Genomic DNA, 23,811 nt, shown 5'->3' with positions numbered 1-23,811 from the left:
TTCCGGTCGCAACAAGCACACATCCTTATCTTTTACGGCGCCCATCACCAGACATTCGCTCATAAATGTGGCGATCTGCTTTCTTGGAAAATTAACAACAGCTACAATTTGACGATGCAACAAATCCTCCTTCGCATAAAGCGTGGTAATCTGTGCCGAAGATTTCTTAATGCCCAAGTCACCAAAATCAATGGTCAATTGATACGCCGGGTTTCTTGCCTTTGGAAAATCATTGACCTCAATGATGGTCCCTATACGCAAATCAACTTTGGCAAACTCCTCAAAAGTTACTATCTTTTCCATACTTAAAATTTAAAAACAGTTCGCAATATAAAATATTATGGCCAATACTCCATCAAACATGTTACCTCTAGGCACCACCGCACCCGATTTTAATTTGGCGGATACAGTAAGCGGTGACCCGTTTAACCTTTCAAAGTGCAAAGGAATAAAAGCAACGGTTGTGATGTTTATTTCCAACCATTGTCCATTTGTTAAACATGTCAACCCTACATTAGCTAAACTCGCAAAAACATACAAAAGCAAGGGCATCGAATTTGTTGCCATTGGCAGTAATGCCGTTGAAGATTATCCTCAAGATGGCCCAGAATTCATGAAGCAACTAGCTATAGAGCACGGCTTTATTTTTCCTTACCTATATGATCAAACACAAGCTGTCGCCAAAGCTTATGATGCTGCTTGCACTCCGGATTTTTATGTATTTGACGACCAATTAAAACTGGTCTATAGAGGCCAACTCGACAGTTCTCGACCTGGCAACGGAATTCCCGTAACAGGGGTGGATCTTATTAACGCGCTCGACGCTATTTTAAACAACAAACCCATATCCAAAGATCAAAAACCAAGTTTGGGATGTAATATAAAATGGCGCACCGAGCATTAGCTAAATCCATCTGCTTTCAGTTTCTTTAGCGTTACTTTAAAATCATCAACTAAGATGGCTACAGACATCAATCACACCTTACAACCATGATTTACAACCAAAAAAGTTTCAACTTAACAACTTTCCTAACGTCAAATCTTAATATTAACGAAAGTGACATTGCTTCGATCATTGAGAATTGCACTGTCAAAAACTTTAAAAAGGAAGAGTTTTTATTAACTAAAGGCGATTATTGCAAGGATACTTTTTTTGTAGAAAAGGGACTTTTAAGACAATACTCTATTGATGAAAAAGGCAAGGAACACATCCTCTACTTTGGCCCCGAAAACTGGTTCATATCCGATAGGGAAAGTGCCTATTTTAATCAGCCATCCACCTATTATATCCAAGCGCTGGAAGATAGCCAAGTCGTTCTGATCGATGAAAACTTTATACAACGGCTTTCGGATAAAATACCATCGTTTACCGATTTCAATAACAGACTATTGCACAACCATATACGCAATTTACAAAACCGCATCAATATGTTATTAAGCGCTTTGGCAGAAGATCGCTATTTACAGTTTGTAAAAATGTATCCGGATATTTTACTGCGTGTACCACAAACCATGGTAGCCTCCTATCTGGGGATTACTCCGGAAAGTCTAAGTCGGGTTCGCCGGGAATTGGCCAGAAAAAACTTCAAAAGATAGTTCTTATCATACATCAATGTGTGGGCGCTGTACGTGTCGTAAATTTGTAGTATAAAAATTAAAAGACATGAAAACAAAAACAGTAGAATTAGTAGCAAGCCCAAGAGCTCCACATTTTGTTGGAGATGGCTTTAGAGTCCATAACTTTATCCCAAGTGGTTTTAGAATGGACATGCAGCGTATGGATCCGTTTATATTATTAGACTATAACTCAACTTATAATTTTCCACCATCCGACAAACCTAAAGGTGTTGGCGTACATCCGCACAAAGGTTTTGAAACCGTAACCATTGCCTACAAAGGCAAAGTTGCACACCATGACAGCAGTGGCGGTGGCGGTGTTATTGGCGAAGGCGATGTGCAATGGATGACCGCTGCCAACGGTGTACTCCATAAAGAACACCATGAAGAAGAATGGAGCAAAACAGGTGGCGATTTTCAAATGGTGCAACTTTGGGTCAATCTTCCCGCCAAGGACAAAAAGAGCAATCCAAAGTATCAAGCCATAAAATATGAGGACATCCACCGCTACCAATTGGAAAACAATGCAGGGACCATTGAAATTATTGCTGGCGAATACAAAGGCACAAAAGGTGTAGCTTCTACATTTACGCCCATCCACATGTTCAATGCCAAATTAAATAAGGGTGGAAAGGCAGATTTTGAGTTTCCTGCCCATTACAACACTACCGTGCTGGTAATAGAAGGACAAGTCATCATAAATAATCAAGATGTAGCACCAACAGATCACATGGCATTGATGGCCAACGATGGTGAAACTTTTAAAATTGAGGCTACGGAAGATGCGATTGTCTTAATTTTGAGCGGTGAACCTATCAATGAACCGATTGCAGCGCATGGTCCATTTGTGATGAACACGCAACAAGAATTGATTGAAGCTTTTAACGACTTCAACAATGGTAAATTTGGTTATTTAGAAGATTAATCATAAAAATAAAACAGTATGACATACAAACTAAAGTTAATTATTGGAAGCACCAGACCACAAAGAAAAGGCCCAATTGTAGCCCGTTGGTTTTTGGATATTTTAGAAAATCACAAGCATTTTGAGGTAGAGGTTTTAGATTTGAAAGAAATAAACCTTCCTTTATTGGACGAACCAGAACATCCACGACTACAAAAGTACACCCATGAGCACACCAAAAAATGGAGCAAAACCATTAATGAAGCCGATGCTTATATTGTGGTAACACCTGAGTACAACTATGGATATCCGGCCTCTCTAAAAAACGCCCTCGACTATCTCTCTGTGGAATGGCAAGAAAAACCAATGGCCTTTGTAAGCTACGGCGGTATTTCAGCAGGTACAAGAGCTGTGCAGGATTTAAAGCTTCCGGTAACCACTTTGGGGATGATGCCGTTGCAACAAGCCGTAAACATACCTTTCTTTACACAATTCATCAATGAAGATGGCGTTTTTGTAGGAAATGAGACGTTGGAGAAATCTGCGAATGGCATGCTGAACAAACTAAAAGTTTGGACAAAAGCATTAAAAGCCATGCGGGAAGAAACTCAATAAAATAAAATTGGCACATCATTTATTATTAATCATGATGTGCCTTTCTTTTTAAATAGCTGGTGCAAAACATCAGACAATTACACGAAACAACTTTTTGTATATCCGTTTTTTGTAATATTAGTGAAATGAATCCGAGAACATTTACGATATTCAGTAAAAATCAAGAAGTTTGGGCAAGTCCACGAGGTATGAATAAGGAATTGTCTTTCCGATCGAGGCAGGCCTCGGAGTATTAAAACCCACTGGTGGGAATAAAAACATCAAATTATGTCAAATACCGAATTAATAATTAAAGAACGCGCCGCCAATATTGGTAACTTTTTGGTAGGCCGACTATTACCGTTCAGACAAAAACGCACGGTTGGTCCTTTCGCTTTTATTGACCACATGGGTCCTGCGGATATGAATGAAGATGAAAATCTTGACGTTGGACCACATCCGCACATTGGCCTATCTACCCTCACCTATTTATTTGAAGGCTCCATTATGCACAAGGATAGCCTTGGATCGGATATGGAAATAAAACCTGGAGCAGTCAATTGGATGACCGCCGGCCGTGGTGTTGTGCATTCAGAAAGAACACCCAACTATTTAAGAAATAAGAAAAAAACACTACACGGTTTACAGATATGGGTGGCATTGCCTAAAGAATTGGAACAAATGGAACCTTCCTTTTCACATATTGAGGAACATGAAATTCCGGCGTGGGATGAACAAGGCGCACATTTTAAATTGATCGCCGGAAAAGCCTTCGGAAAAACATCGCCAGTGCCCGTTCACAGCGATTTATACTTTATTGAAATAAAAACCACAGATAAAAAACAAATCGCCATAGGCAAAGATTTATATGGCGAAAGTGCACTTTATATTTTAGAAGGAAGCATTAATGCTGATGGCTATAATTATGGTTCCAAACAGATTTTGGTGGCTAAAGACAGTACGTTATGCACTTTTGAAATGGAAGAAAACACGACCGTTTATATTTTTGGAGGTACACCGTTTGAAGAAGAACGTTTTATCTATTGGAACTTTGTCAATTCGGATAAAGCGGTTATCGAAAAAGCCAAAACAAACTGGGAACATCAAAACTTAGATGCTTTTCCAAAAGTTCCTGGCGATGAAAACGATTATGTGCCTCTGCCGCAACCAAAACTATAATTTATAAAATCATATAAAACACCTGTAAATTATTCAACCAATTACCCATATCTTTTAATGCTGTTTTATATATGTAATATTTAAACCATTTAAAACTTATGGATAAAACCAACCACCCAAAATTCACCCTGTTTTTCATGTTCATCTTGTGCATGGAACTCCTCTGCGGCAGCATTGAAAGTTTACAGATGTGGCACTATTTTACAAAACCGGCACTGTTAATTTCGCTCATTTTATTTTTTTATAGCCAGAGCAAAACAATGCCAAAATCTGCAAGAAGCATTATTTTATTGGCGCTTATTTTTTCATTATTAGGCGACATCTTTTTAATGTTTGTAAGCCAATCTCCCAATTATTTTATGTTGGGATTACTTTCTTTTTTCTTGGCCCATGTATTTTATTGCGTGATCTTTTTCAGAAATAGAAATCCAAAAAACAAACCAATTGGTTTAATTACAATTTTGCTGATTTATGCTTTTGGACTTTTTTATGTGATGAAAGATTATTTGGGCGACTTAAAAATTCCAGTCGTTTTTTATATTATTATCATTTTAATGATGGTCATAACTGCGTTCTTAAGACGTGAAAAAGTATCACAAAAAAGTTTTATTTTCGTGTTTATTGGTGCTATCTTGTTCGTGATTTCAGACAGTATTTTGGCCGTAAATAAATTTTATATGCCATTGCCACTTTCAAGCATCAGTATTATGCTCACCTATGGTTTAGCTCAGTTTTTTATTGTTAAAGGGCTTTTAAATCAATCATAGACATTCTCTATAGCTGTCATTCAACTAATTACTTACCAGCTTAATATAACTCAAATTATAAAGCATTTCTTTAATATGTAAATTGAAATTCAATATTTAAAAACAAATTGTAATTTCTGTAACATTTTCTGTCTTCTGACTACTAATAGCCTAACCAACCTTCAGTTTTGAACAAAGAATTAGAACATAATTTTGTCGCGTTGCTAGAAGAGCATCAAAACATTGTGCACAAAGTTTGTAGGCTTTATACAAACCACAGAGAGGCGCACAATGACTTGTTTCAGGAGATCACCATTCAGCTATGGAACGCGTACCCTAAATTTCGTGGCGATGCTAAATTTAGCACCTGGATGTACCGAGTGAGTTTGAATACAGCGATAACCTTATATCGAAAATCGAAACGCTCTATCAGTACTTATGAACTGGAAACGTTTCAATTTAAGATAAAAGCTGAAGAATATGACGATACTGAAGAACAGCAATTGAAACTCCTATATCAAGCGGTCCACCAACTGAATGATATTGAAAAGGCATTGGTATTTCTTTATTTGGAAGATAAGGATTATAGAGAAATAAGCGAAACCTTAGGGATAAGCGAAGTCAACGCCAGAGTGAAAATGAACAGAATCAAAAACAAATTAAAAACAATACTTAATCCGTAAGTGTATATGGATGAATTAGATTTATTAAAAAAACATTGGAAACAACAGGAAAACAGCTTTCCTAAGGTTTCTGGTGACCAGATATACAAAATGATCTTAAAACGATCATCGTCCATTGTTAAATGGATCTTCATAATCAGCTTGCTGGAATTTGCTTTATGGACTTGTATTTCGTTGTTTCTCAATGACTCCGAAAACGCAAAACGATTTGACAACATGGATTCGGATTATCTGATTGTTCCCTTATCGATTTTGGGATATATCGTTTTGGCGTATTTCTTTTTCCTTTTCTATAGGAATTACAGAAAAATATCGGTAACCGATAGTGCCAAAGTGCTGATGGAAAACATCCTAAAAACACGAAGAACCGTTAAAAACTATGTGGTTTTTAATTTATCGTTCATGGCAATTACATTTATTGCCGTTTTATACATTGAATTTGACCAAGATAAAGCTTTGATCAGCAAAGCACAAACCGCAGCAGCCAATGGCGAAGCGTTTATGTTTTATGCCACAACTATTCTAATAATAGCTGCGGCATTTGCCATATTTGCAGCAATACTGCTACTCTTTTATTGGTTAATTTATGGATTGTTACTTAGACAACTTAATAGAAATTACAAGGAATTAAAGAAACTCGAAATGTAGTTCTGTACTAAAAACCCTACTCTTCTACTTTATACCTTCTGAGTTTGTTCAGCTCCTCTTGCGCTTTAAGCTCCTCTTGTGGTATCACTTTTAAAAACGACGGATGCTGCTCAATGGCGTATTCAATTTTTTCTACAATCTGGTCGATAGTTTCATTGTCGTAATCAATCTCCAATGGCGCTTTTATTTCCATCGATTGCAGAATGTTTTTCTTTTTAACTCGAAGTCCTTTTTTATCAAACGACCGTCTAAACCCATCAATAACTACCGGTACAACAACCGGCTTATAACGTTTGATGATATGCGCTGTACCTTTTCTGATAGGTCTAAATGGCGTGGTTGTGCCTTGCGGAAAGGTGATCACCCAACCATCGTCCAAAGCTTTTGAGATCATGGTAATATCACTCATTTTTACTTGACGGTTGATCTCTTTGCCCTCCGATCTCCAAGTTCTTTCAATACTGATAGAACCAACGTAGGCAAATATTTTTGGCAGCAAACCGGCTTTCATGGTCTCCTTGGCAGCCACATAATACATATTCAATTTGGGATTCCATAAATACCCAATATTTTTAATATTGTTTTCTCGATTGTGCAAACTCGCATTAAACACATGGAACATAGCCACGACATCTGCAAAATAAGTTTGATGATTGGAAATGAAAAGCACATTGGTATCCGGCAAATTCCTAATAACTTCAGAACCTTCAATTTGAAGTTCATTAAATCCTCTAAAGCGCCTATGGGTCAAGGCTCCAAGAATACGGATAAGCCACTTTTTCACAAAAAGTATATGACCAAAAGGGTTTCTTTTAAATAATCCCATTGTTTTAATTTACGGTTATGGTATGCTATTTTTGGTGCGTACGACCTCTAGCCCAGAAAAACAAATTTAACAAAATCTGCAACTTAGAAGGCTTTTTTTAACAAGTCTTTTATTTCACTGAGGATCATGGCAGTTGCCCCCCAAACCGCATAACCGTTCAACAGAAACACAGGAACCTCAACAGCTTTTCCTAACGAAGTCATGAGCATTTGCGAGCTAACATTGTCATCATTTAAAAAATCATCGAGCGTTACTTCAATCAAATCCTCCACTTCGTCATCCTGCATTATAAACTGCGGGGTATTAAGAACAATTCCCAAAAAAGGATATACCATAAAGTTGCTGGGCGGAATATAAACTGAGGTCATTGCCCTCAAAACCTTCATCGCCTGAATGGGCACACCAACCTCTTCAAAGGTTTCCCTGAGTGCCGCATATTCCAACGAAGGATCTTCACTTTCTAGTTTCCCGCCCGGAAAACCAACTTGTGCCGAATGTACGCCACTGTAGGTTTTTCTTAGAATTAGGATCAATTTGGCCTGCCCTTCCCGATCTGGATAAAACAAGGCCATAACCCCAGCTTGGCGTGCATTTTCCATAAGCTTATATTGCTGTTTTATAAGTTCCAAACGATAAGCTGGCGACATTTTAACCTGTGAAGTTAACCCTGGAAGTGGAATATGTTCTATTTTTGAAATAGAATTTAAAAAGATATCAAAATTCATTTAGATATGAGAATTTTAATGTGCGTTGGCGTATGGTTCATACTATTGAGCTGTGAAGATAAACAATCTCAACAAAAAAGAAATCATTCTTCGACAGAATATCCAATGGAGCAAAACACGCAAACCAAAAATGAAACCTTAGTACAAGAAGATAGAAAGTTCCCTAGATTAACCGATAAAAACGCAATGGATTTCTTTCTCGAATACGGAAAGGAAAACAAGGAAAATAAAGTGCGCATCACTACCGATTTTGGAACGATCGATATCCAACTTTATGACGAAACCCGATTTCATCGCGCCAATTTTATCTTTTTGATCAAACAACACTATTTTGATGGCACACAATTTTACCGTGTGGTCAACAACTTTGTTATCCAAGGGGGCAATAGTGATCATATGACCATCGCTGAACGACGTCACGCTATCGGAAAATATTTGCTTCCGCCAGATACCAAACGAGGATTCCTGCACGATCGAGGTACCATCAGCATGCCCAGTGCCGAAATTGAAAATGCCTATAAGCTTGCTTCACCCTATGAATTATTTATCGTGCAGCAACACGGGGGCTCACATCATCTGGATGGTGAATATACCGCTTTCGGAAAAGTAATAAAAGGCATGGATGTGGTAGATAAAATTGCGGCCGTTGAAACCGACCAAAGCGAATGGCCGCTAAGAAACGTCTATATCCGAAAAATAGAAATTATTGAGTAATTGGGGAAAATTAAGTCTTTAATTTAATATCTTGTAACACTTTATAAATCAACACTAAAAACAAATGACAAAACACAATCTTAAACACTTTAAAGCACTGAGCCTATGTATGCTGATTGCTTTTTCGAGCTGTAAGGAAAATGACAAAAAAGAAGATACCGTGACGGAAAGCACCAACATTTTGCTACAAGAATGGACAGGTCCTTATGGCGGCGTTCCAGCATTTGACAAAATGAATGTTGCAGATGTTAAGGAAGCTGTAGAAAAAGGGATGGAACTGGGATTGGCAGATATTGAAAAAATTGCCAATAATACCGAAGCACCAACTTTTGAAAATACCATTGTTGCCATGGAACGTTCGGGCAAGGAGCTGGATCGCGTTTTTACTTATTACGGAATTTTGAGCAGCAACGTTTCATCTCCAGAATTTAGAAGCCTACAAGCGGAGTTAGCACCAAAATTATCGGATTACCGCTCTAAAATTTCACAAAACGAAAACCTTTTTTCAAGAATCAAAGCAGTTTATGAGGCCTCCAAAACAACGCCTTTAGAAGCCGACCAACAACGTGTCGTTGATTTGGTTTACAAGAGTTTTGAAATGGATGGTGCCAACCTAGATGCTGAAAAGAAAAAGCGTTATGCCGAAATCAACAAAGAACTTTCGTCACTTTACACCAAATTTTCAAACAACGTTTTACATGACGAAGAAAATTACGTAACGTACCTCAATGCCGATCAATTGGGAGGTTTATCAGAATCTTTTGTTAAGGCGGCAGCTCAAATTGCTACCGATAAAGGACAGGAAGGAAAATACGCCATTACCAATACCCGGTCATCAATCGATCCGTTTTTGACCTATTCTACCGAACGCGAATTGCGCAAACAAGTATGGACCAACTATTACTCTCGCGGCGACAATGGCGATGAATATGACAACAACGCACTGATTGCAGAAATCTTAAGACTTCGTAAAGAACGTGTTCAACTAATGGGCTATGACAATTATGCCGAGTGGCGCTTGCAGGACCGCATGGCAAAAAACCCAGAAAACGCGATGGATTTAATGATGGCCGTTTGGCCTGCTGCAATAGCAAGAGTTAAAGAAGAAGTAGTCGATATGCAAGCGGTAGCAAATGCCAACAACGACAACATTACCATCGAGCCATGGGATTACAGATATTATGCTGAGAAAGTGCGTCAGAAAAAATACGATTTAGATAGCGAAGAAGTCAAACAATACCTTCAACTTGATAAATTGACCCAAGCGTTGTTTTACACTGCCGAACGTTTGTTTAACTACAACTTTACACCAGTTGCAGAAGGATCGGTTCCTGTTTTTCATGACGATGTCAAAGTCTGGGATGTGACCGATAAAGATTCAGGAAAACATATTGGTTTATGGTATTTGGATCCATTTGCACGTCAAGGAAAACGCTCTGGAGCCTGGGCAACAATGTATAGAAGCCACTCTACTTTTGATGGCGAAAAAACAGTATTGGCTTCCAATAACTCCAATTTTGTGAAACCAGCACCAGGCGAACCTGTTTTAGTCTCTTGGGATGATGCCACGACATTCTTCCATGAGTTTGGACATGCGCTACATTTCTTTTCATCTAACGTAAAATATCCAACTTTAAATGGGGGCGTTAGAGATTATACCGAATTCCAATCACAATTATTGGAGCGTTGGTTATCTACGGATGAAGTTATCAATCAGTTTTTGGTACATTACAAAACTGGAGAACCAATTCCGGCGGCCTTAGTTGCTAAAATTAAAAATGCATCAACATTCAACCAAGGATTTGGAACTACCGAATATTTGGCTTCGGCATTAATTGACATGAAGTTACATTTGGCCGATCCTACTAACATTGATATCGACAAATTTGAACGTGAAACCTTAAGCGAAATGAACATGCCAAAAGAATTGGTAATGCGCCATAGAACGCCACACTTTGGCCACGTTTTTTCGAGCGAAGGCTATGCAACAGCTTATTACGGTTATATGTGGGCCGATGTATTGACAGCTGATGCTTCGGAAGCTTTTAATGAAGCTCCTGGAGGATTTTACGATAAAGACATGGCAGATAAATTGGTAAAGTACTTATTTGCACCAAGAAACTCAATGGATCCAGCCGAAGCTTATCGCTTATTTAGAGGCCGTGATGCCAAAATTGAAGCGTTAATGAGAGATAGAGGATTCCCTATTCCAAAAAAATAATCCTTTCATTATTGTAATAAATTGAAAAAGCCACGTTTTTAGGAATGTGGCTTTTTTATATCATTTAAACAACAACTAAACAGATCGTTCTTTTCTATAAATATTCGGTAAACTAATCCCAAATCTTACAGCAAGAAGTCGTACCACAATCACCACTGCACCGGAAGACATAAAAATAATATTATCGGAAATTGGAAATTGTCTTAAAACAAAATAGACGATACCTCCCAAAATACAAGCCGTGGCATAAATTTCCTTTCGCCTAAAAATCACAGGAATTTCATTACACAAAATATCTCTTATCACGCCACCAAAACAAGCAGTCATTGTTCCTAAGGATATACAAATAATTGGATGTAAACCGACTGCCAATCCTTTTTCAATGCCTACTACCGTATAAAGTCCGATACCAATACTATCAAAAAACAACAAAGAGGTTCGCAGATAATTAATCTTTTGTTGAAATACAACCGTAAAAACAGTGGCACCAAATATGACATAAACATAAGTCATATTGGTCATCCAAGTTACTGGCGTTACTCCAATTAAAACGTCACGTAGCGTTCCACCACCAACGGCCGTCACAAAAGCAATGATAAGAACACCAAAAGCATCCATCCTTTTGTTCATGGCTACGGAAACACCAGAAATAGCAAAAGCAATAGTCCCCAAAATATCAAGGGTCTGTATAAACATAATTTTAAGAAAAACGATTCAGTGCGCAAAGATAGGAACACACGTTGGGCAAAAGGAAACTTTATCGAAATAAAATAACGATTTGAAATTTTTTGGGGTTCAATTCCAAGAAACGGCAAAAACATTAAACCACATAGATACATAGAAAAACTATGTCGCTATGCGTAAAAAAAATAAGCGGTCAAATCAACTAATAACATAAAATGATCATATTCAAGTATTTAACCACCTAGACACATAGCATCTGACGCAAAAGGTATTTCTACAGTTTTACAAATAATTAAGATGTATGAAAAAAGAAACCTAGAAGTTCAGCTTCTAAGCGCTATATGAAACTTTAGCAAGATAGAAAGACCTCTTTAAAGACTATGTTTCTAGGTGTTTAAAATAAACGACCTCCTATTTTCTAAAACAAAAAAACAGGGTTAGCTGCTTACATACTTTGGGTATAAAAATTATAATCCTTTAAAATGACATCAATAAACTCAACATCATTACCGCTGATTTGTTTTAAACCGATTACTTCCATGATTTTGTATCGTAATTTCATCAATGTGGCGTGATCATTCGACTTTTTGGCAAGCACAAAAGTTTCTTTTATGATACGCACATCATTATCTGATAATTTAATCACCGTCGGATAAGTGGGTCGGTAATCATCTTGCAAATCTTCTAAAATAGTATGGCTGATAGTAACTTTATCTTTTAATACAATAACGGCAGTTCCTGCGGCCATATCTCCCAATCGCTGCGATCGTTTACTAAAAATTATGACAAAAAAACCGATTCCGAAGATATAAATATCTACAATCCTAAAAAACCAACGTACCACATAATCCGCAAATGAAGCCTGATACCCATCAATTTTAACGACTTTGATATTCATCGCTTTTTTCCCTAGAGTTTGGCCTTCCAATAGCGCTTCCAAAATCAAGGTATAAAACATAACAGGCAATCCCAACAAGGTGCTGATCCCTATTTGCGACCATTGATCTAGATCTTGAAACGCGCCAACAGTAAAATTCAGAATCGTGATATACCCAATCTTAATCGACATATCAATAATGAATGCCAACAGCCTTTCGCCCACGCCTGATGCGGTAAAGTTTATTTTTACATTTTGAGTAGTGTTAATTTGTAACTGCGACATTTTATATTATATTTCAACCGTGTATGAGAGAAGTTGCATTTATTAAGCAAAATAAGGAAAAATGGATGAGTTTTGAAACTGCCATTTCCAATAATGATTTTAAAAATCCGGATGAGCTTGCATCGCAATACATCCAACTCATCAACGATTTGTCGTACGCACAAACCTACTACCCAAAAAGCAAGGTGATTATTTACCTCAACCAACTAGCAGCCAAAGCTTTTCAGAAAATATATAAAACCAAACGCGAAGACAGCAACCGAATAATTACTTTCTGGAAAACAGAAATCCCAATGCTAATGTACCAGTATCGAAAAATGGTATATCTCGCTTTTGCTATATTTACCATTTTTACGTCCATTGGTGTTATTTCTGCTGCAAATGATGGCGAATTTGTACGTTCCATTTTAGGCGATCAATACGTGAACATGACTTTAGAAAACATTGAAGCCGGCAATCCTGTGGCTGTTTATAAAAGTGGCAGTAATTGGGGAAGTTTCATTGGCATCACGGTCAACAATTTACGCGTTGGCATTATGAGTTTTGTTTTGGGCGTTTTTGGCGGATTGGGAACCATTTATATCTTATTTAAAAATTGCATAATGCTCGGCTCTTTTCAGTACTTTTTTTATGAAAAAGAAGTGTTTTGGGAAAGTGTCCGTGGAATTTGGATTCATGGCGCCATGGAAATTTTCGCCATTGTCATTTGCGCAGCAGCAGGATTAATTTTAGGCACAAGCATCTTATTCCCTGGCACACATTCGCGATTTACATCGTTTAAAAAAGGCGTTAAAATTGGTGTAAAAATACTGATTAGCACCTTCCCTTTTACATTCTTCGCAGGATTTCTAGAGGGATTCATTACCAGATATTCACAAGAAATGCCACACGCCATTTCTGTGGGCATCATCTTGATTACATTAGGATGCATCAGTTATTATTACCTCATTTATCCGTTTGTGGTAAACAACAAGCATAATGTAAAATTGATTTCATAAGGAACTCTATGAAACTTAACCCGGTCATTATTTTTACGATTTTAATGTTTTTGGTTCACACCAATACCTTGGTTTGTACCACTACCGCCTTACAACAACCACCAACCGAACGTCAATTTAACGCAAATTTCAAAGACCGCTATTCAGGTCGAAAATACAATTACGAAGGCACTGAAGTCGTCTCTCCAACCTCACCAACCAAAGGCACACCTTCAAAATATTCTGACAAAAAACCAGATCTGAAAGACGAGAATAACGCATCTAATTTTTCATTTAATTTCAATGGATTAAACTGGCTATTTGTCGTTATTCTGATTATCGCCGTCGTTTTTTTGGCATACACACTTTTAAATGATGGCGGCAGCAAGCTTTTTTCGTCAAAATCGAATAAAAAAATACAAACGTATGACGATATCAATTCAAAAAATATTGCACAAGTTGACATCAAAACTCTGATTACCAATGCAGAAAACGCTAACGACTACCGACTAGCCATCCGATATTATTATTTATTGGTTCTCAAAGAATTAGCACAAAAAAACTTCATTATCTATGAAGATGACAAAACCAATGCCGATTATATGCAAGCCATTGCAACACAAAAATTCAATAAAGATTTTGCATACACATCTTATCTCTATAATTATACTTGGTACGGCGAATTTGATCTAAGCCCAATGCAATACCAAACGGCAAAAACCCGATTTGTTGAACTTATTAAAAAAGTCAACACATGAATAAAACAGCCATAATCGCACTTTTTCTTATAGTTACAGCAGTAATTGCAATGGCTGTAATAGTAGATAAAAACACAGGTAAAACTGTAGATTGGACAGAAAGCTTTAATGAACGAAGCAACAAACCTTATGGCCTAAGTGTGCTTTATAAAGAACTGCCAAAGCTATTTGACAACAACTCCATAAAACCCATTTACTACACGCCATCCAATTATTTTTATGCGAATTCTGAAGATGGCTATGGCGATTTTATTGCAGAAGGGACTTATATTCTGATCGGAAATTCCAATACTTTGGAAGTTGAAGATATTGAAGAGTTGCTCATTTTTGCGGGACGTGGAAACACACTTTTTATGTCGGATTATAATTTTCCAAAAACCTTGTTGGATACATTAAACCTGACCATAAAAACCATTAAAAACAAAGACACCATTGCTAATTTGAGTTTTAAAAATGATCTTTTTAAATCAAAAAACACAACCATCGACAAGAGTGAAAATTCTTCTTATTTTTCAACATTCCCATCCGAAAACCACAAGGTTCTAGGTTATGTAAACGACGATTATGCAAAGGTCAATTTTTTAGAAATTCCTTTTGAAGATGGCCATATCTTTTTGCATCTAGAACCGAAAATTTTCACCAATTACAACATTTTAAAAGACCAACGCTATCGTTATTCTGAAGGTGTGCTCTCCTATTTGCCTAACAAAACCATCTATTTTGATTCTTTTACCAAATATTACGATGCTGATTATGGCGATGCTGAAGAAAAATCAAATTTAAGCTGGTTTCTTCAACAACAATCCTTTAAATGGGCAACCTATTTAGCGTTGATCTTAACTTTATTATTCATCATATTTCATGCAAAACGACGCCAACGCATCATTCCAATTATAAAACCATTGGAAAATACCACGGTTAGCTTTGTAAAAACCATTTCCAATCTGTATTTCGAAACACAAGACCATAAAAACCTAATCGATAAGAAAATCACTTATTTTTTAGAAAAAATAAGATCGGATTACCATTTAGATACCTCCGATTTAAATGAAGAATTTATTGCCAAACTCATTCAAAAATCGGGAAAAAAGAAAGAAACCGTTAAAAAAACCATTAATTTCATCAATTGGTTACGGTCAAAAAACGAGTTTTTTGAAGAAAACCTCATCAAGCTCAATAAACATATTGAAGAATTTTATTCGTAATTCCATGGAAAACCAAAATCCTCATTTAGAACCATCCACTACAGATCAAACATCAATTCCTGAAAATAATCTGGAAAACACTCTCGAAGAAACCGCTCAAGATGTGACATTTACCAATCGGCTTGATCTTTCTGAATTGCAAGAAAGCATTCAGAAAATCAAGGACGAAATCGGCAAAGTAATTGTTGGCCAACCTGAAATGCTTCATCTTCTTATGGCGTCTTTATTGGCCAAAGGCCATTCATTAATTGAAGGTGTTCCGGGTGTTGCAAAAACAATTACCGCAAAGTTGATGGCAAAATCCATGAGTGTTGGCTTCAGCCGTATTCAGTTTACGCCCGATTTGATGCCAAGTGATATTCTGGGAACCTCCGTTTTTAATTTAAAATCGTCCGATTTTGAGTTTAAAAAAGGTCCGATTTTCAACAATACCATACTTATTGACGAAATTAACCGAGCACCGGCAAAAACACAAGCCGCACTGTTTGAGGTTATGGAAGAACAGCAAATTACCATTGATGGCAATTTCTATAAACTCGACGCTCCATTCATGGTTTTGGCAACGCAAAACCCAATAGAACAAGAAGGCACCTACCGTTTGCCCGAAGCACAACTGGATCGTTTTTTATTCAAGATTGTCGTAAATTATCCAAATCTCGAAGAAGAAATCGAGATTTTAATGCGCGAACAGCATTTGCAAGATCGTGCAAAAACCGATGCCATTACGCCATTTTTAACGGCCGAACAAATTGTCAAATACCAAGGTCTCGTCACCCATGTTTTGGTCGAAGCACATTTAATAAAATACATTGCCGATTTAATTATGGCTACCAGAAATAGTCCATTTTTATATTTGGGTGCTTCACCACGAGCGTCCATCGCTATATTAAAAGCAAGCAAAGCCTTTGCAGCCATGGAAGGACGCGATTTTGTAACGCCCGAAGATATTAAACGTGCCGCAATACCGGTTTTGCACCATCGTGTAATTGTCACGCCAGAACGTGAAATGGAAGGCATTACGAGTACCGAAGTCATCCGACAGATTATTGAAAATGTGGAGATTCCGAGATAAAGTCCAGTAGACAGTCGCAGTTGGCAGTTCCAGATTCAACTTCGACTTCTCCCGATAGCTATCGGGATTCAATTTCAACCAAAACCCTTCGTGAATTCATGGCAAAAAAATAAATTATAAACTTGAAACTCTTTAAATCATTTTACATACAGCCTCGATTTTTTTATAGTGGATTATTCATTATCGCTCTGTTTGTATTCAGTTATTTTATTCCGGTTTTATTTGCAGTAGCACAATTAGCTATCTTGGTGCTATTAGTATTATTTTTTATCGATTGCAGCATCCTATTTTTTGGAAAAAATAAAATTCAGGGCCATCGTCTATTACCTGATAAATTTTCTAATGGCGACGACAATCAGGTAAAAATTACCATCGACAACAACTTTGGTTTTATGGTAAATTTGACCATTATTGATGAAGTTCCGGTTCAGTTTCAGATGCGCAATTTCAATAGAAAATTAAGTATCAAATCCAAAGAAAAGGATAACTTAACCTATCATCTCAGACCTACGGAACGTGGCGAATATCACTTTGGAAACCTCAATATTTACGCCACATCAAATTTAGGCTTAGTAGCCAAACGGTTCTGTTTTGATCAAAATGCAATGGTCCCAACCTACCCTAGTTTTAAACAATTACGGAAATTCGAACTTTTAAACATCAATAATAATTTGCAGGATTATGGCTTAAAAAAAATACGGCGTATTGGCCACACGATGGAGTTTGAGCAAATAAAAGATTATGTTTTGGGCGACGACCTAAGAAGCATCAATTGGAAAGCAACTGCCAAAAAAAATAGCTTGATGGTCAATCAATTTCAGGATGAAAAATCACAACCCATCTATTCCATCATTGATAAAGGCCGAGTGATGAAAATGCCTTTTGAAGGGCTAAGCTTATTGGATTATGCCATAAATGCAACTTTGGTGATTAGCAGTATTGCTTTAAAAAAACACGATAAAGCCGGCATGCTATCATTTTCCAAAAATATAGAAAACATGGTCGTCGCACAACGTCGAAACTCCCAAATGCATTTAATATTAAATTCACTTTACAATATAAAAACCGATTATTATGAAAGTGACTTTAGTCGACTTTATGCACATATCAAACGGCATATCACACAAAGAAGTTTGATCCTTCTATACACCAATTTCGAAACTCTCGACAGTTTAAATCGTCAATTTGCTTATTTAAAAGCCATTGCCAAAAACCATCTTATTGTGGTTATTTTCTTTAAAAACACCGAATTGAACCGTATTGTTGACGAAAAAGCTACAACATTGCAACAGGTTTACGACAAGGTTATTGCCGAAAAATTTGTGTTCGAAAAGCGACTTATCGTTCAGGAATTAAAAAAGCATGGCATTCATTCCATTTTGACCACTCCTGAAAATCTGACGATAGACACGATCAATAAGTACTTGGAAATTAAATCTCGGGGATTGCTTTAAGTCAGTTTTCAGTTGTCGGTTTTCTGGTTGGGATGAGGGATTAGGAATTTGGGATTAGTTTTCAGTGTTCAATGCTCAATGTTCAAGATAGAAAATTCGAAGTTCAAAAATCTGTGTAAATCCATGAAATCCGTGTCATCTGCGTTCAGCCAAATGTTCAGAAAAAGCTATTCCACAGAGTTTCAAAAAGGTGAGTCATAGTTCCATAAAGGAATAAGTTCTCAGTGTTTCAGGTTAAAATTCAAAGTTCGAGATTTAAAATCGGTTTTCTGTTATCAGTTGTTGGTTATTTGATTACTAAGCTTCTAAATTCTATTTTCCACGTCTTACTTCCTATGTCTTAACGTCCTATGTCCATCAAAAACTCAAGATTTAAACTTTAAAAATCTTCAATTGTTAATCTTCAATCAACAAGCGTTATTCATCAAAATTCCTTCACGCATTCGTCGCCTATTTTTCTATTCTATTGTATCTTCGTATCTCCAGCTTTCAGCATAACAATTCAAACCATAAAAACATGAAAATATATACAAAAACAGGCGATAAAGGCACCACCGCTCTGTTTGGTGGAACAAGGGTTCCAAAACATCATATCCGCATTGATAGCTATGGCACAGTTGACGAACTCAATTCGCACATCGGATTAATTAGAGATCAACAAATTGACCAGCACCATAAAGACATGTTGATCGCCATTCAAGACCGCTTATTTACTGTTGGCGCAACATTGGCCACCGATCCTAAAAAAGCAATTCTAAAAAGCGGCAAAGAACGGCTGAATATTCCTAAAGTATCTTTGGAAGACATTCAACGATTAGAAAATGAAATTGACCAAATGAATGCATCTCTGCCAGAAATGACACACTTTGTATTACCCGGAGGTCATCAAACCGTGTCATTTTGTCATATAGCACGTTGTGTCTGTCGAAGAGCAGAACGCTTAGCATCAGCACTTAATGATTTAGAACCATTTCCTTCCGAAACATTAATGTACTTGAACCGATTATCGGATTATCTATTTGTGTTGGCACGAAAATTGTCCCATGATCTGCAAGCAGATGAAATCCAATGGATTCCAAAGAAAGAATCTTAGGTAATTTGGCTTTTATATTTTGTTTGATTACTCATTAATAATCAATAAATTATATTAAAATTTTACGTTCTTTTTATTAATGATAAAATAAATCATTTTTTACTTGATTAATTGAACAAAAAATATATTTTTGCAAAAATTTAAATTGAATAACAAATGTATTGGACATTAGAACTAGCATCTTATTTGAGTGATGCACCTTGGCCAGCCACCAAAGACGAATTGATCGATTACGCTATACGTACTGGTGCACCTTTAGAAGTGGTTGAAAATTTGCAAGCAATTGAAGACGAAGGCGATTCTTACGATTCAATTGAAGAAATTTGGTCAGATTACCCAACCGATGAAGATTACCTCTGGAATGAGGATGAATATTAAATATATATCAAGAAAATAGTCAAAAAGTCTCCTCAAGAGACTTTTTTTGTGCGCTATTTTTCAATAAACATAGTACAAACCGTATCTTTGTGAGCTTTTTAGTAGTAACAACAGCATACAAAAATAATAGTATCATAAATGCACACTGAGCCCGTCTGAGTGTAGCTTAAACAAAAACGTCTTATGAGTTTTTTAGATTCAGTATTGAAGATATTTGTTGGTGACAAATCCAAACAGGATGTTAAAGCCATCACACCTATTGTAGAAAAAGTTAAAAGCTTCGAAAAAGCTTTGGAAGCCTTATCGCACGACGAACTGCGAGCAAAAACAGATTTTTTTAAATCTAAAATTGCTGAAGCACGAAGGCCTTTTAACGAGAAAATAGAAAAACTTGAAAAAGAAGCTGAAACTACCGAAGACATTGACGAGCGTGAAGATATCTATCTGGAAATTGACCGTATAAAAGATGATATTTATAAAGTTACCGAAGAGGTGCTTAACGATATTTTGCCAGAAGCTTTTGCTGTGGTCAAAGAAACCGCAAAACGGTTTGTCCACAACAGTAGCATTACGGTAACGGCAAGTGCTTTTGACCGAGAAATTTCTGGAAGCAAAGACTATGTCACCTTAGAAGGCGATAAAGCCATGTGGGCTAACTCTTGGGATGCTGCCGGAAAACCTATCGTTTGGGACATGATCCATTATGATGTACAGCTTATTGGCGGTGTGGCACTTCATCAAGGTAAAATTGCAGAGATGCAAACAGGAGAAGGAAAAACACTTGTGGCATCACTACCCATGTACCTCAACGCCCTTGCCGGAAAAGGCGTGCACTTGGTAACCGTCAACGACTATTTGGCAAAACGTGATAGTGCTTGGATGGCGCCTATATTTGAGTTTCATGGTATGAGCGTAGATTGTATTGACTACCATCAGCCAAATTCTGCCGCGCGTAAAAAAGCCTATAATGCCGACATCACTTACGGAACCAACAACGAGTTTGGTTTTGACTATTTAAGGGATAATATGGCGCATTCGCCTGATGATTTGGTCCAACGCCCTCATCATTATGCTATCGTGGATGAGGTGGATTCTGTTTTGGTGGACGATGCGCGTACACCATTGATTATTTCTGGACCAACTCCACAAGGTGAACATCATGAGTTCAATGAATTAAAACCAAAAGTTGATGCCATTGTAGCCGTACAACGCCACTATTTGACTGGTGTTTTGGCCGAAGCTAAAAAACTGATTGCCGAAGGTGACCACAAAGAAGGTGGCTTCAAATTATTGCAAGTTTACCGTGGTATGCCTAAAAACAAAGCGTTGATCAAGTTTTTGAGTGAAGAAGGCATCAAACAACTTTTGCAAAAAACAGAAAACTTTTATATGCAGGACAATAACCGCGAAATGCCAAAGATTGATGCGGACCTGTACTATGTGATTGATGAAAAAAACAATCAGATTGAATTGTCTGATAAAGGTGTCGATTATCTTTCGGGAGAAGATGATCCAAACTTTTTCGTTATGCCTGAAATTGGACTGGAAATTTCAAAAATTGAAAATCAAAACCTTCCCAAAGAAAAAGAAGCCGAAGCCAAAGAAGAGTTGTTTAGAGAATTTGGCGTCAAATCAGAACGTATCCATACACTCAACCAATTATTGAAAGCGTATGCCCTATTTGAAAAAGATATTCAATATGTGGTGATCGACAATAAAGTAATGATTGTTGATGAGCAAACTGGTCGTATCATGGATGGCCGTCGTTATAGTGATGGATTGCATCAAGCTATTGAAGCTAAAGAAAATGTAAAGATTGAAGCTGCTACGCAAACTTTTGCTACAATTACGCTTCAAAATTACTTCAGAATGTATCGCAAATTGGCCGGTATGACCGGTACTGCGGTTACGGAAGCTGGTGAATTCTGGGAAATTTACAAGTTGGACGTTATTGAAATTCCAACCAACAGACCTATTCAGCGTGATGACCGCGAGGACTTGGTTTATAAAACTAAACGTGAAAAATACAACGCTGTTATTGATGAAGTCACTAAATTATCGCAAGCAGGTCGTCCGGTATTAATTGGAACAACTTCTGTTGAAATCAGTGAATTATTAGGAAAAATGTTGACGCTTCGCAAGGTGCCACACAACGTATTGAACGCTAAACTCCACAAAAGAGAAGCTGATATTGTTGCCGAAGCTGGGCAACCTGGCCAAGTCACCATTGCTACCAATATGGCGGGTCGTGGTACAGATATTAAGTTGATTGACGAGATTAAAAAAGCTGGCGGTTTGGCCATTATTGGTACAGAACGCCATGATTCGCGTCGTGTGGACAGACAGTTGCGTGGTCGTGCCGGACGTCAAGGAGATCCAGGAAGTTCGCAGTTTTACGTTTCCTTAGAAGATAATTTAATGCGATTGTTTGGTAGTGAGCGTATTGCAAAAATGATGGATCGAATGGGCTTAAAAGAAGGTGAGGTCATTCAGCATTCCATGATTTCAAAATCCATTGAACGCGCACAGAAAAAAGTTGAAGAAAACAACTTTGGCGTACGTAAACGTTTGTTGGAATATGATGATGTCATGAACGCACAACGTGAAGTAATTTACAAACGCCGTCATAATGCTTTACATGGCGAACGTTTGCGTGTGGATATTGCCAATATGATTTATGATACTTCAGAAATTATTACGCAAAACAACAAAGCATCCAACGACTTTAAAAACTTTGAATACGAATTGATCCGCTATTTTTCAATGAGTTCGCCGATTACAGAAGCTGAATTTAATAAAATGTCAGATCAAGAAATTACCGGCAAAATATACAAAGCGGCTTTTGCACATTATAAAGAAAAGATGCAGCGCAATGCAGAGTTGGCTTTTCCGGTTATCAAAAACGTTTACGAAACACAGCGCGATAAATTCAAACGTATCGTGGTACCTTTTACCGATGGCGTAAAAAGCTTACAAGTAGTTACCGATCTTGAAAAAGCTTACGAAACCAATGGGAAACAACTCATCAACGACTTTGAAAAAAACATTACCTTGGCCATCGTGGATGACGCTTGGAAAACGCATTTACGAAAAATGGACGAATTGAAACAATCGGTCCAGTTGGCAGTCCATGAGCAAAAAGACCCTTTACTAATTTATAAGTTTGAAGCATTTGAATTGTTTAAGGTGATGATTGACCAAGTTAACAAAGATGTAATTTCATTTTTGTTTAAAGGCGAGTTGCCATCAGAAACCACCGATGCCATACAAGAAGCGAGACAAGTACGTTCTAAAGAAAAATTAGAAACCAATAAGGAGGAAATCCCTAATTTGGACGAACGTTCTGCACAAAGCCGAGCTGCTGGAAACACACAACGCCAAGAAGTGGTCGAAACTATTGTACGCGACAAACCAAAAATTGGCCGTAATGATAAAGTGACCATCAAACATGTGTTGAGCGGTGAAAACAAATCCATGAAATACAAACAAGCAGAACCTTTATTGTTGAAAGGTGACTGGGTGTTGATCGAAGAATAAACAAATTCCTGCAAAAGCAGGAATATCAAACACAAAAAATCCTGATTTCGTAAGAAATCAGGATTTTTTATTTCATTTAAATTTCTAATTAATCTACCAAACCATCTCGTACGGCTTGAATAAAAGCCTGTTGTGTTTGTGATAGCTCCTTTGAACCTGCTTGAGGCCAAGCCGCCATTTGCGCTATAATCAAATTCTCAGCAGGATGAATGTAAAGCAATTGTCCAAAAATACCACGAGCGGCATAACTTCCATCCGGATTATGCCACCACAAATAGCCATAACCACCGCCTTGATCGTTGATTTGGTACAACAGTGAAGTTGCATTTTTTAAATATTCATCAGCAAAAATACTTTCATTTCCAATTTTTCCTTCATTGAGCATTAAAGTGCCCAAACGCGCAAAATCCCTTAAACTAGCAGAAAATCCACTTCCACCAATATTCATTCCGCTACATTCATCGGTTATCCAATACCCACATTGTTGCATCCCTAAAGGTTTCCAAACTTTTTCGGAAAGATATTCTGCCAAACTTTTTCCAGTCGCCTTTTGGATAAGAATGCCTACCAAATCGGTTTCCCCGGTACTGTAATTCCACTTTTCACCTGCTTTACCAACGGCTTTAAGTGCTTT

Annotated in this window: 24 protein-coding genes; 18 read left to right on the top strand and 6 right to left on the bottom strand. The window is 37.3% G+C overall.

The window, feature by feature from the left end:
* A partial coding sequence (locus VNJ50_RS11195; RefSeq protein ID WP_325581893.1) for a tRNA-binding protein occupies positions 1 to 303 on the bottom strand: 303 nt, incomplete at its 3' end.
* Positions 304 to 340: 37 nt separating this feature from the next.
* On the opposite strand from VNJ50_RS11195, the gene VNJ50_RS11190 reads away from it, so the two are divergent.
* From VNJ50_RS11190 to VNJ50_RS11155, 8 genes are all read left to right on the top strand, one after another.
* The gene (locus VNJ50_RS11190) at positions 341 to 904 is read left to right on the top strand and encodes a thioredoxin family protein (RefSeq protein WP_325581891.1); all 564 of its coding nucleotides are present in this window, start codon (positions 341 to 343) and stop codon (positions 902 to 904) included.
* 86 nt (positions 905 to 990) lie between these two features.
* On the top strand, positions 991 to 1,596 hold the full coding sequence (locus VNJ50_RS11185) for a Crp/Fnr family transcriptional regulator (RefSeq protein ID WP_325581889.1): 606 nt from the start codon (positions 991 to 993) through the stop codon (positions 1,594 to 1,596).
* Between the two features lie 67 nt (positions 1,597 to 1,663).
* On the top strand, positions 1,664 to 2,542 hold the full coding sequence (locus tag VNJ50_RS11180) for a pirin family protein (RefSeq protein ID WP_325581887.1): 879 nt from the start codon (positions 1,664 to 1,666) through the stop codon (positions 2,540 to 2,542).
* An 18-nt stretch (positions 2,543 to 2,560) separates the two neighbouring features.
* Positions 2,561 to 3,136, top strand: a complete 576-nt coding sequence (locus tag VNJ50_RS11175) for an NAD(P)H-dependent oxidoreductase (RefSeq protein ID WP_325581885.1) — start codon at positions 2,561 to 2,563, stop codon at positions 3,134 to 3,136.
* Between the two features lie 267 nt (positions 3,137 to 3,403).
* Positions 3,404 to 4,294: a pirin family protein gene (locus tag VNJ50_RS11170; RefSeq protein WP_325581883.1), complete on the top strand. Its 891-nt coding sequence runs from the start codon at positions 3,404 to 3,406 to the stop codon at positions 4,292 to 4,294.
* A 98-nt stretch (positions 4,295 to 4,392) separates the two neighbouring features.
* Complete coding sequence (locus VNJ50_RS11165; protein WP_325581881.1) at positions 4,393 to 5,061, top strand: lysoplasmalogenase; 669 nt, start codon at positions 4,393 to 4,395, stop codon at positions 5,059 to 5,061.
* A 167-nt stretch (positions 5,062 to 5,228) separates the two neighbouring features.
* On the top strand, positions 5,229 to 5,723 hold the full coding sequence (locus tag VNJ50_RS11160) for a sigma-70 family RNA polymerase sigma factor (protein WP_325581879.1): 495 nt from the start codon (positions 5,229 to 5,231) through the stop codon (positions 5,721 to 5,723).
* Positions 5,724 to 5,729: 6 nt separating this feature from the next.
* Complete coding sequence (locus VNJ50_RS11155; RefSeq protein ID WP_325581877.1) at positions 5,730 to 6,371, top strand: hypothetical protein; 642 nt, start codon at positions 5,730 to 5,732, stop codon at positions 6,369 to 6,371.
* 16 nt (positions 6,372 to 6,387) lie between these two features.
* On the opposite strand, the gene VNJ50_RS11150 is transcribed toward VNJ50_RS11155, so the two are convergent.
* Both VNJ50_RS11150 and VNJ50_RS11145 read right to left on the bottom strand, forming a co-directional pair.
* On the bottom strand, positions 6,388 to 7,197 hold the full coding sequence (locus tag VNJ50_RS11150) for a lysophospholipid acyltransferase family protein (RefSeq protein ID WP_325581875.1): 810 nt from the start codon (positions 7,195 to 7,197) through the stop codon (positions 6,388 to 6,390).
* A gap of 83 nt (positions 7,198 to 7,280) precedes the next feature.
* Positions 7,281 to 7,922 (bottom strand): CoA pyrophosphatase, encoded by a 642-nt coding sequence (locus tag VNJ50_RS11145; protein ID WP_325581874.1) that lies wholly within the window; start codon positions 7,920 to 7,922, stop codon positions 7,281 to 7,283.
* A 6-nt stretch (positions 7,923 to 7,928) separates the two neighbouring features.
* Here VNJ50_RS11145 and VNJ50_RS11140 point away from each other — a divergent pair, with 6 nt between their 5' ends.
* Both VNJ50_RS11140 and VNJ50_RS11135 read left to right on the top strand, forming a co-directional pair.
* Positions 7,929 to 8,636 (top strand): peptidylprolyl isomerase, encoded by a 708-nt coding sequence (locus VNJ50_RS11140; protein WP_325581873.1) that lies wholly within the window; start codon positions 7,929 to 7,931, stop codon positions 8,634 to 8,636.
* Between the two features lie 64 nt (positions 8,637 to 8,700).
* Positions 8,701 to 10,857, top strand: a complete 2,157-nt coding sequence (locus VNJ50_RS11135) for a M3 family metallopeptidase (protein ID WP_325581871.1) — start codon at positions 8,701 to 8,703, stop codon at positions 10,855 to 10,857.
* A 75-nt stretch (positions 10,858 to 10,932) separates the two neighbouring features.
* On the opposite strand, the gene VNJ50_RS11130 is transcribed toward VNJ50_RS11135, so the two are convergent.
* Positions 10,933 to 11,553 (bottom strand): trimeric intracellular cation channel family protein, encoded by a 621-nt coding sequence (locus VNJ50_RS11130; RefSeq protein WP_325581869.1) that lies wholly within the window; start codon positions 11,551 to 11,553, stop codon positions 10,933 to 10,935.
* A 433-nt stretch (positions 11,554 to 11,986) separates the two neighbouring features.
* Entirely contained in the window at positions 11,987 to 12,703 is a 717-nt protein-coding gene (locus tag VNJ50_RS11125; RefSeq protein ID WP_325581867.1) for an RDD family protein, read from the bottom strand.
* A gap of 23 nt (positions 12,704 to 12,726) precedes the next feature.
* Here VNJ50_RS11125 and VNJ50_RS11120 point away from each other — a divergent pair, with 23 nt between their 5' ends.
* The 8 genes from VNJ50_RS11120 to secA all read left to right on the top strand — a co-directional run bounded on the left by VNJ50_RS11120 (position 12,727) and on the right by secA (position 23,177).
* Complete coding sequence (locus tag VNJ50_RS11120; protein WP_325581865.1) at positions 12,727 to 13,701, top strand: stage II sporulation protein M; 975 nt, start codon at positions 12,727 to 12,729, stop codon at positions 13,699 to 13,701.
* 8 nt (positions 13,702 to 13,709) lie between these two features.
* The gene (locus tag VNJ50_RS11115) at positions 13,710 to 14,438 is read left to right on the top strand and encodes a hypothetical protein (protein WP_325581863.1); all 729 of its coding nucleotides are present in this window, start codon (positions 13,710 to 13,712) and stop codon (positions 14,436 to 14,438) included.
* Positions 14,435 to 15,643 carry a DUF4350 domain-containing protein gene (locus VNJ50_RS11110; protein WP_325581861.1) on the top strand — a complete coding sequence of 403 codons (1,209 nt, stop codon included), beginning with the start codon at positions 14,435 to 14,437 and terminating at the stop codon, positions 15,641 to 15,643. Before VNJ50_RS11115 ends, VNJ50_RS11110 begins: the two co-directional genes overlap by 4 nt.
* A gap of 4 nt (positions 15,644 to 15,647) precedes the next feature.
* Positions 15,648 to 16,715, top strand: coding sequence for a MoxR family ATPase (locus tag VNJ50_RS11105; protein WP_325581859.1), 1,068 nt, complete (start codon positions 15,648 to 15,650; stop codon positions 16,713 to 16,715).
* 122 nt (positions 16,716 to 16,837) lie between these two features.
* Positions 16,838 to 18,169: a DUF58 domain-containing protein gene (locus tag VNJ50_RS11100; protein WP_325581857.1), complete on the top strand. Its 1,332-nt coding sequence runs from the start codon at positions 16,838 to 16,840 to the stop codon at positions 18,167 to 18,169.
* Positions 18,170 to 18,686: 517 nt separating this feature from the next.
* Positions 18,687 to 19,262 carry a cob(I)yrinic acid a,c-diamide adenosyltransferase gene (locus VNJ50_RS11095; protein ID WP_325581855.1) on the top strand — a complete coding sequence of 192 codons (576 nt, stop codon included), beginning with the start codon at positions 18,687 to 18,689 and terminating at the stop codon, positions 19,260 to 19,262.
* Positions 19,263 to 19,418: 156 nt separating this feature from the next.
* Positions 19,419 to 19,640 carry a DUF2795 domain-containing protein gene (locus VNJ50_RS11090; protein WP_010177336.1) on the top strand — a complete coding sequence of 74 codons (222 nt, stop codon included), beginning with the start codon at positions 19,419 to 19,421 and terminating at the stop codon, positions 19,638 to 19,640.
* 183 nt (positions 19,641 to 19,823) lie between these two features.
* A complete protein-coding gene (secA, locus tag VNJ50_RS11085) occupies positions 19,824 to 23,177 on the top strand; it encodes a preprotein translocase subunit SecA (protein ID WP_325581853.1) in 3,354 nt (1,117 codons plus the stop codon).
* Between the two features lie 88 nt (positions 23,178 to 23,265).
* Here secA and VNJ50_RS11080 read toward each other — a convergent pair.
* On the bottom strand, positions 23,266 to 23,811 hold a 546-nt coding region (locus VNJ50_RS11080; RefSeq protein WP_325581851.1), incomplete at its 5' end, for a serine hydrolase domain-containing protein.

Origin of the sequence: Gelidibacter sp. (assembly GCF_035577925.1) — a bacterium.
Taxonomy (GTDB): domain Bacteria; phylum Bacteroidota; class Bacteroidia; order Flavobacteriales; family Flavobacteriaceae; genus Gelidibacter.
Note: the sequence above shows the minus strand (reverse complement) of the source record. Positions and strands in the feature narration are given on the sequence as shown.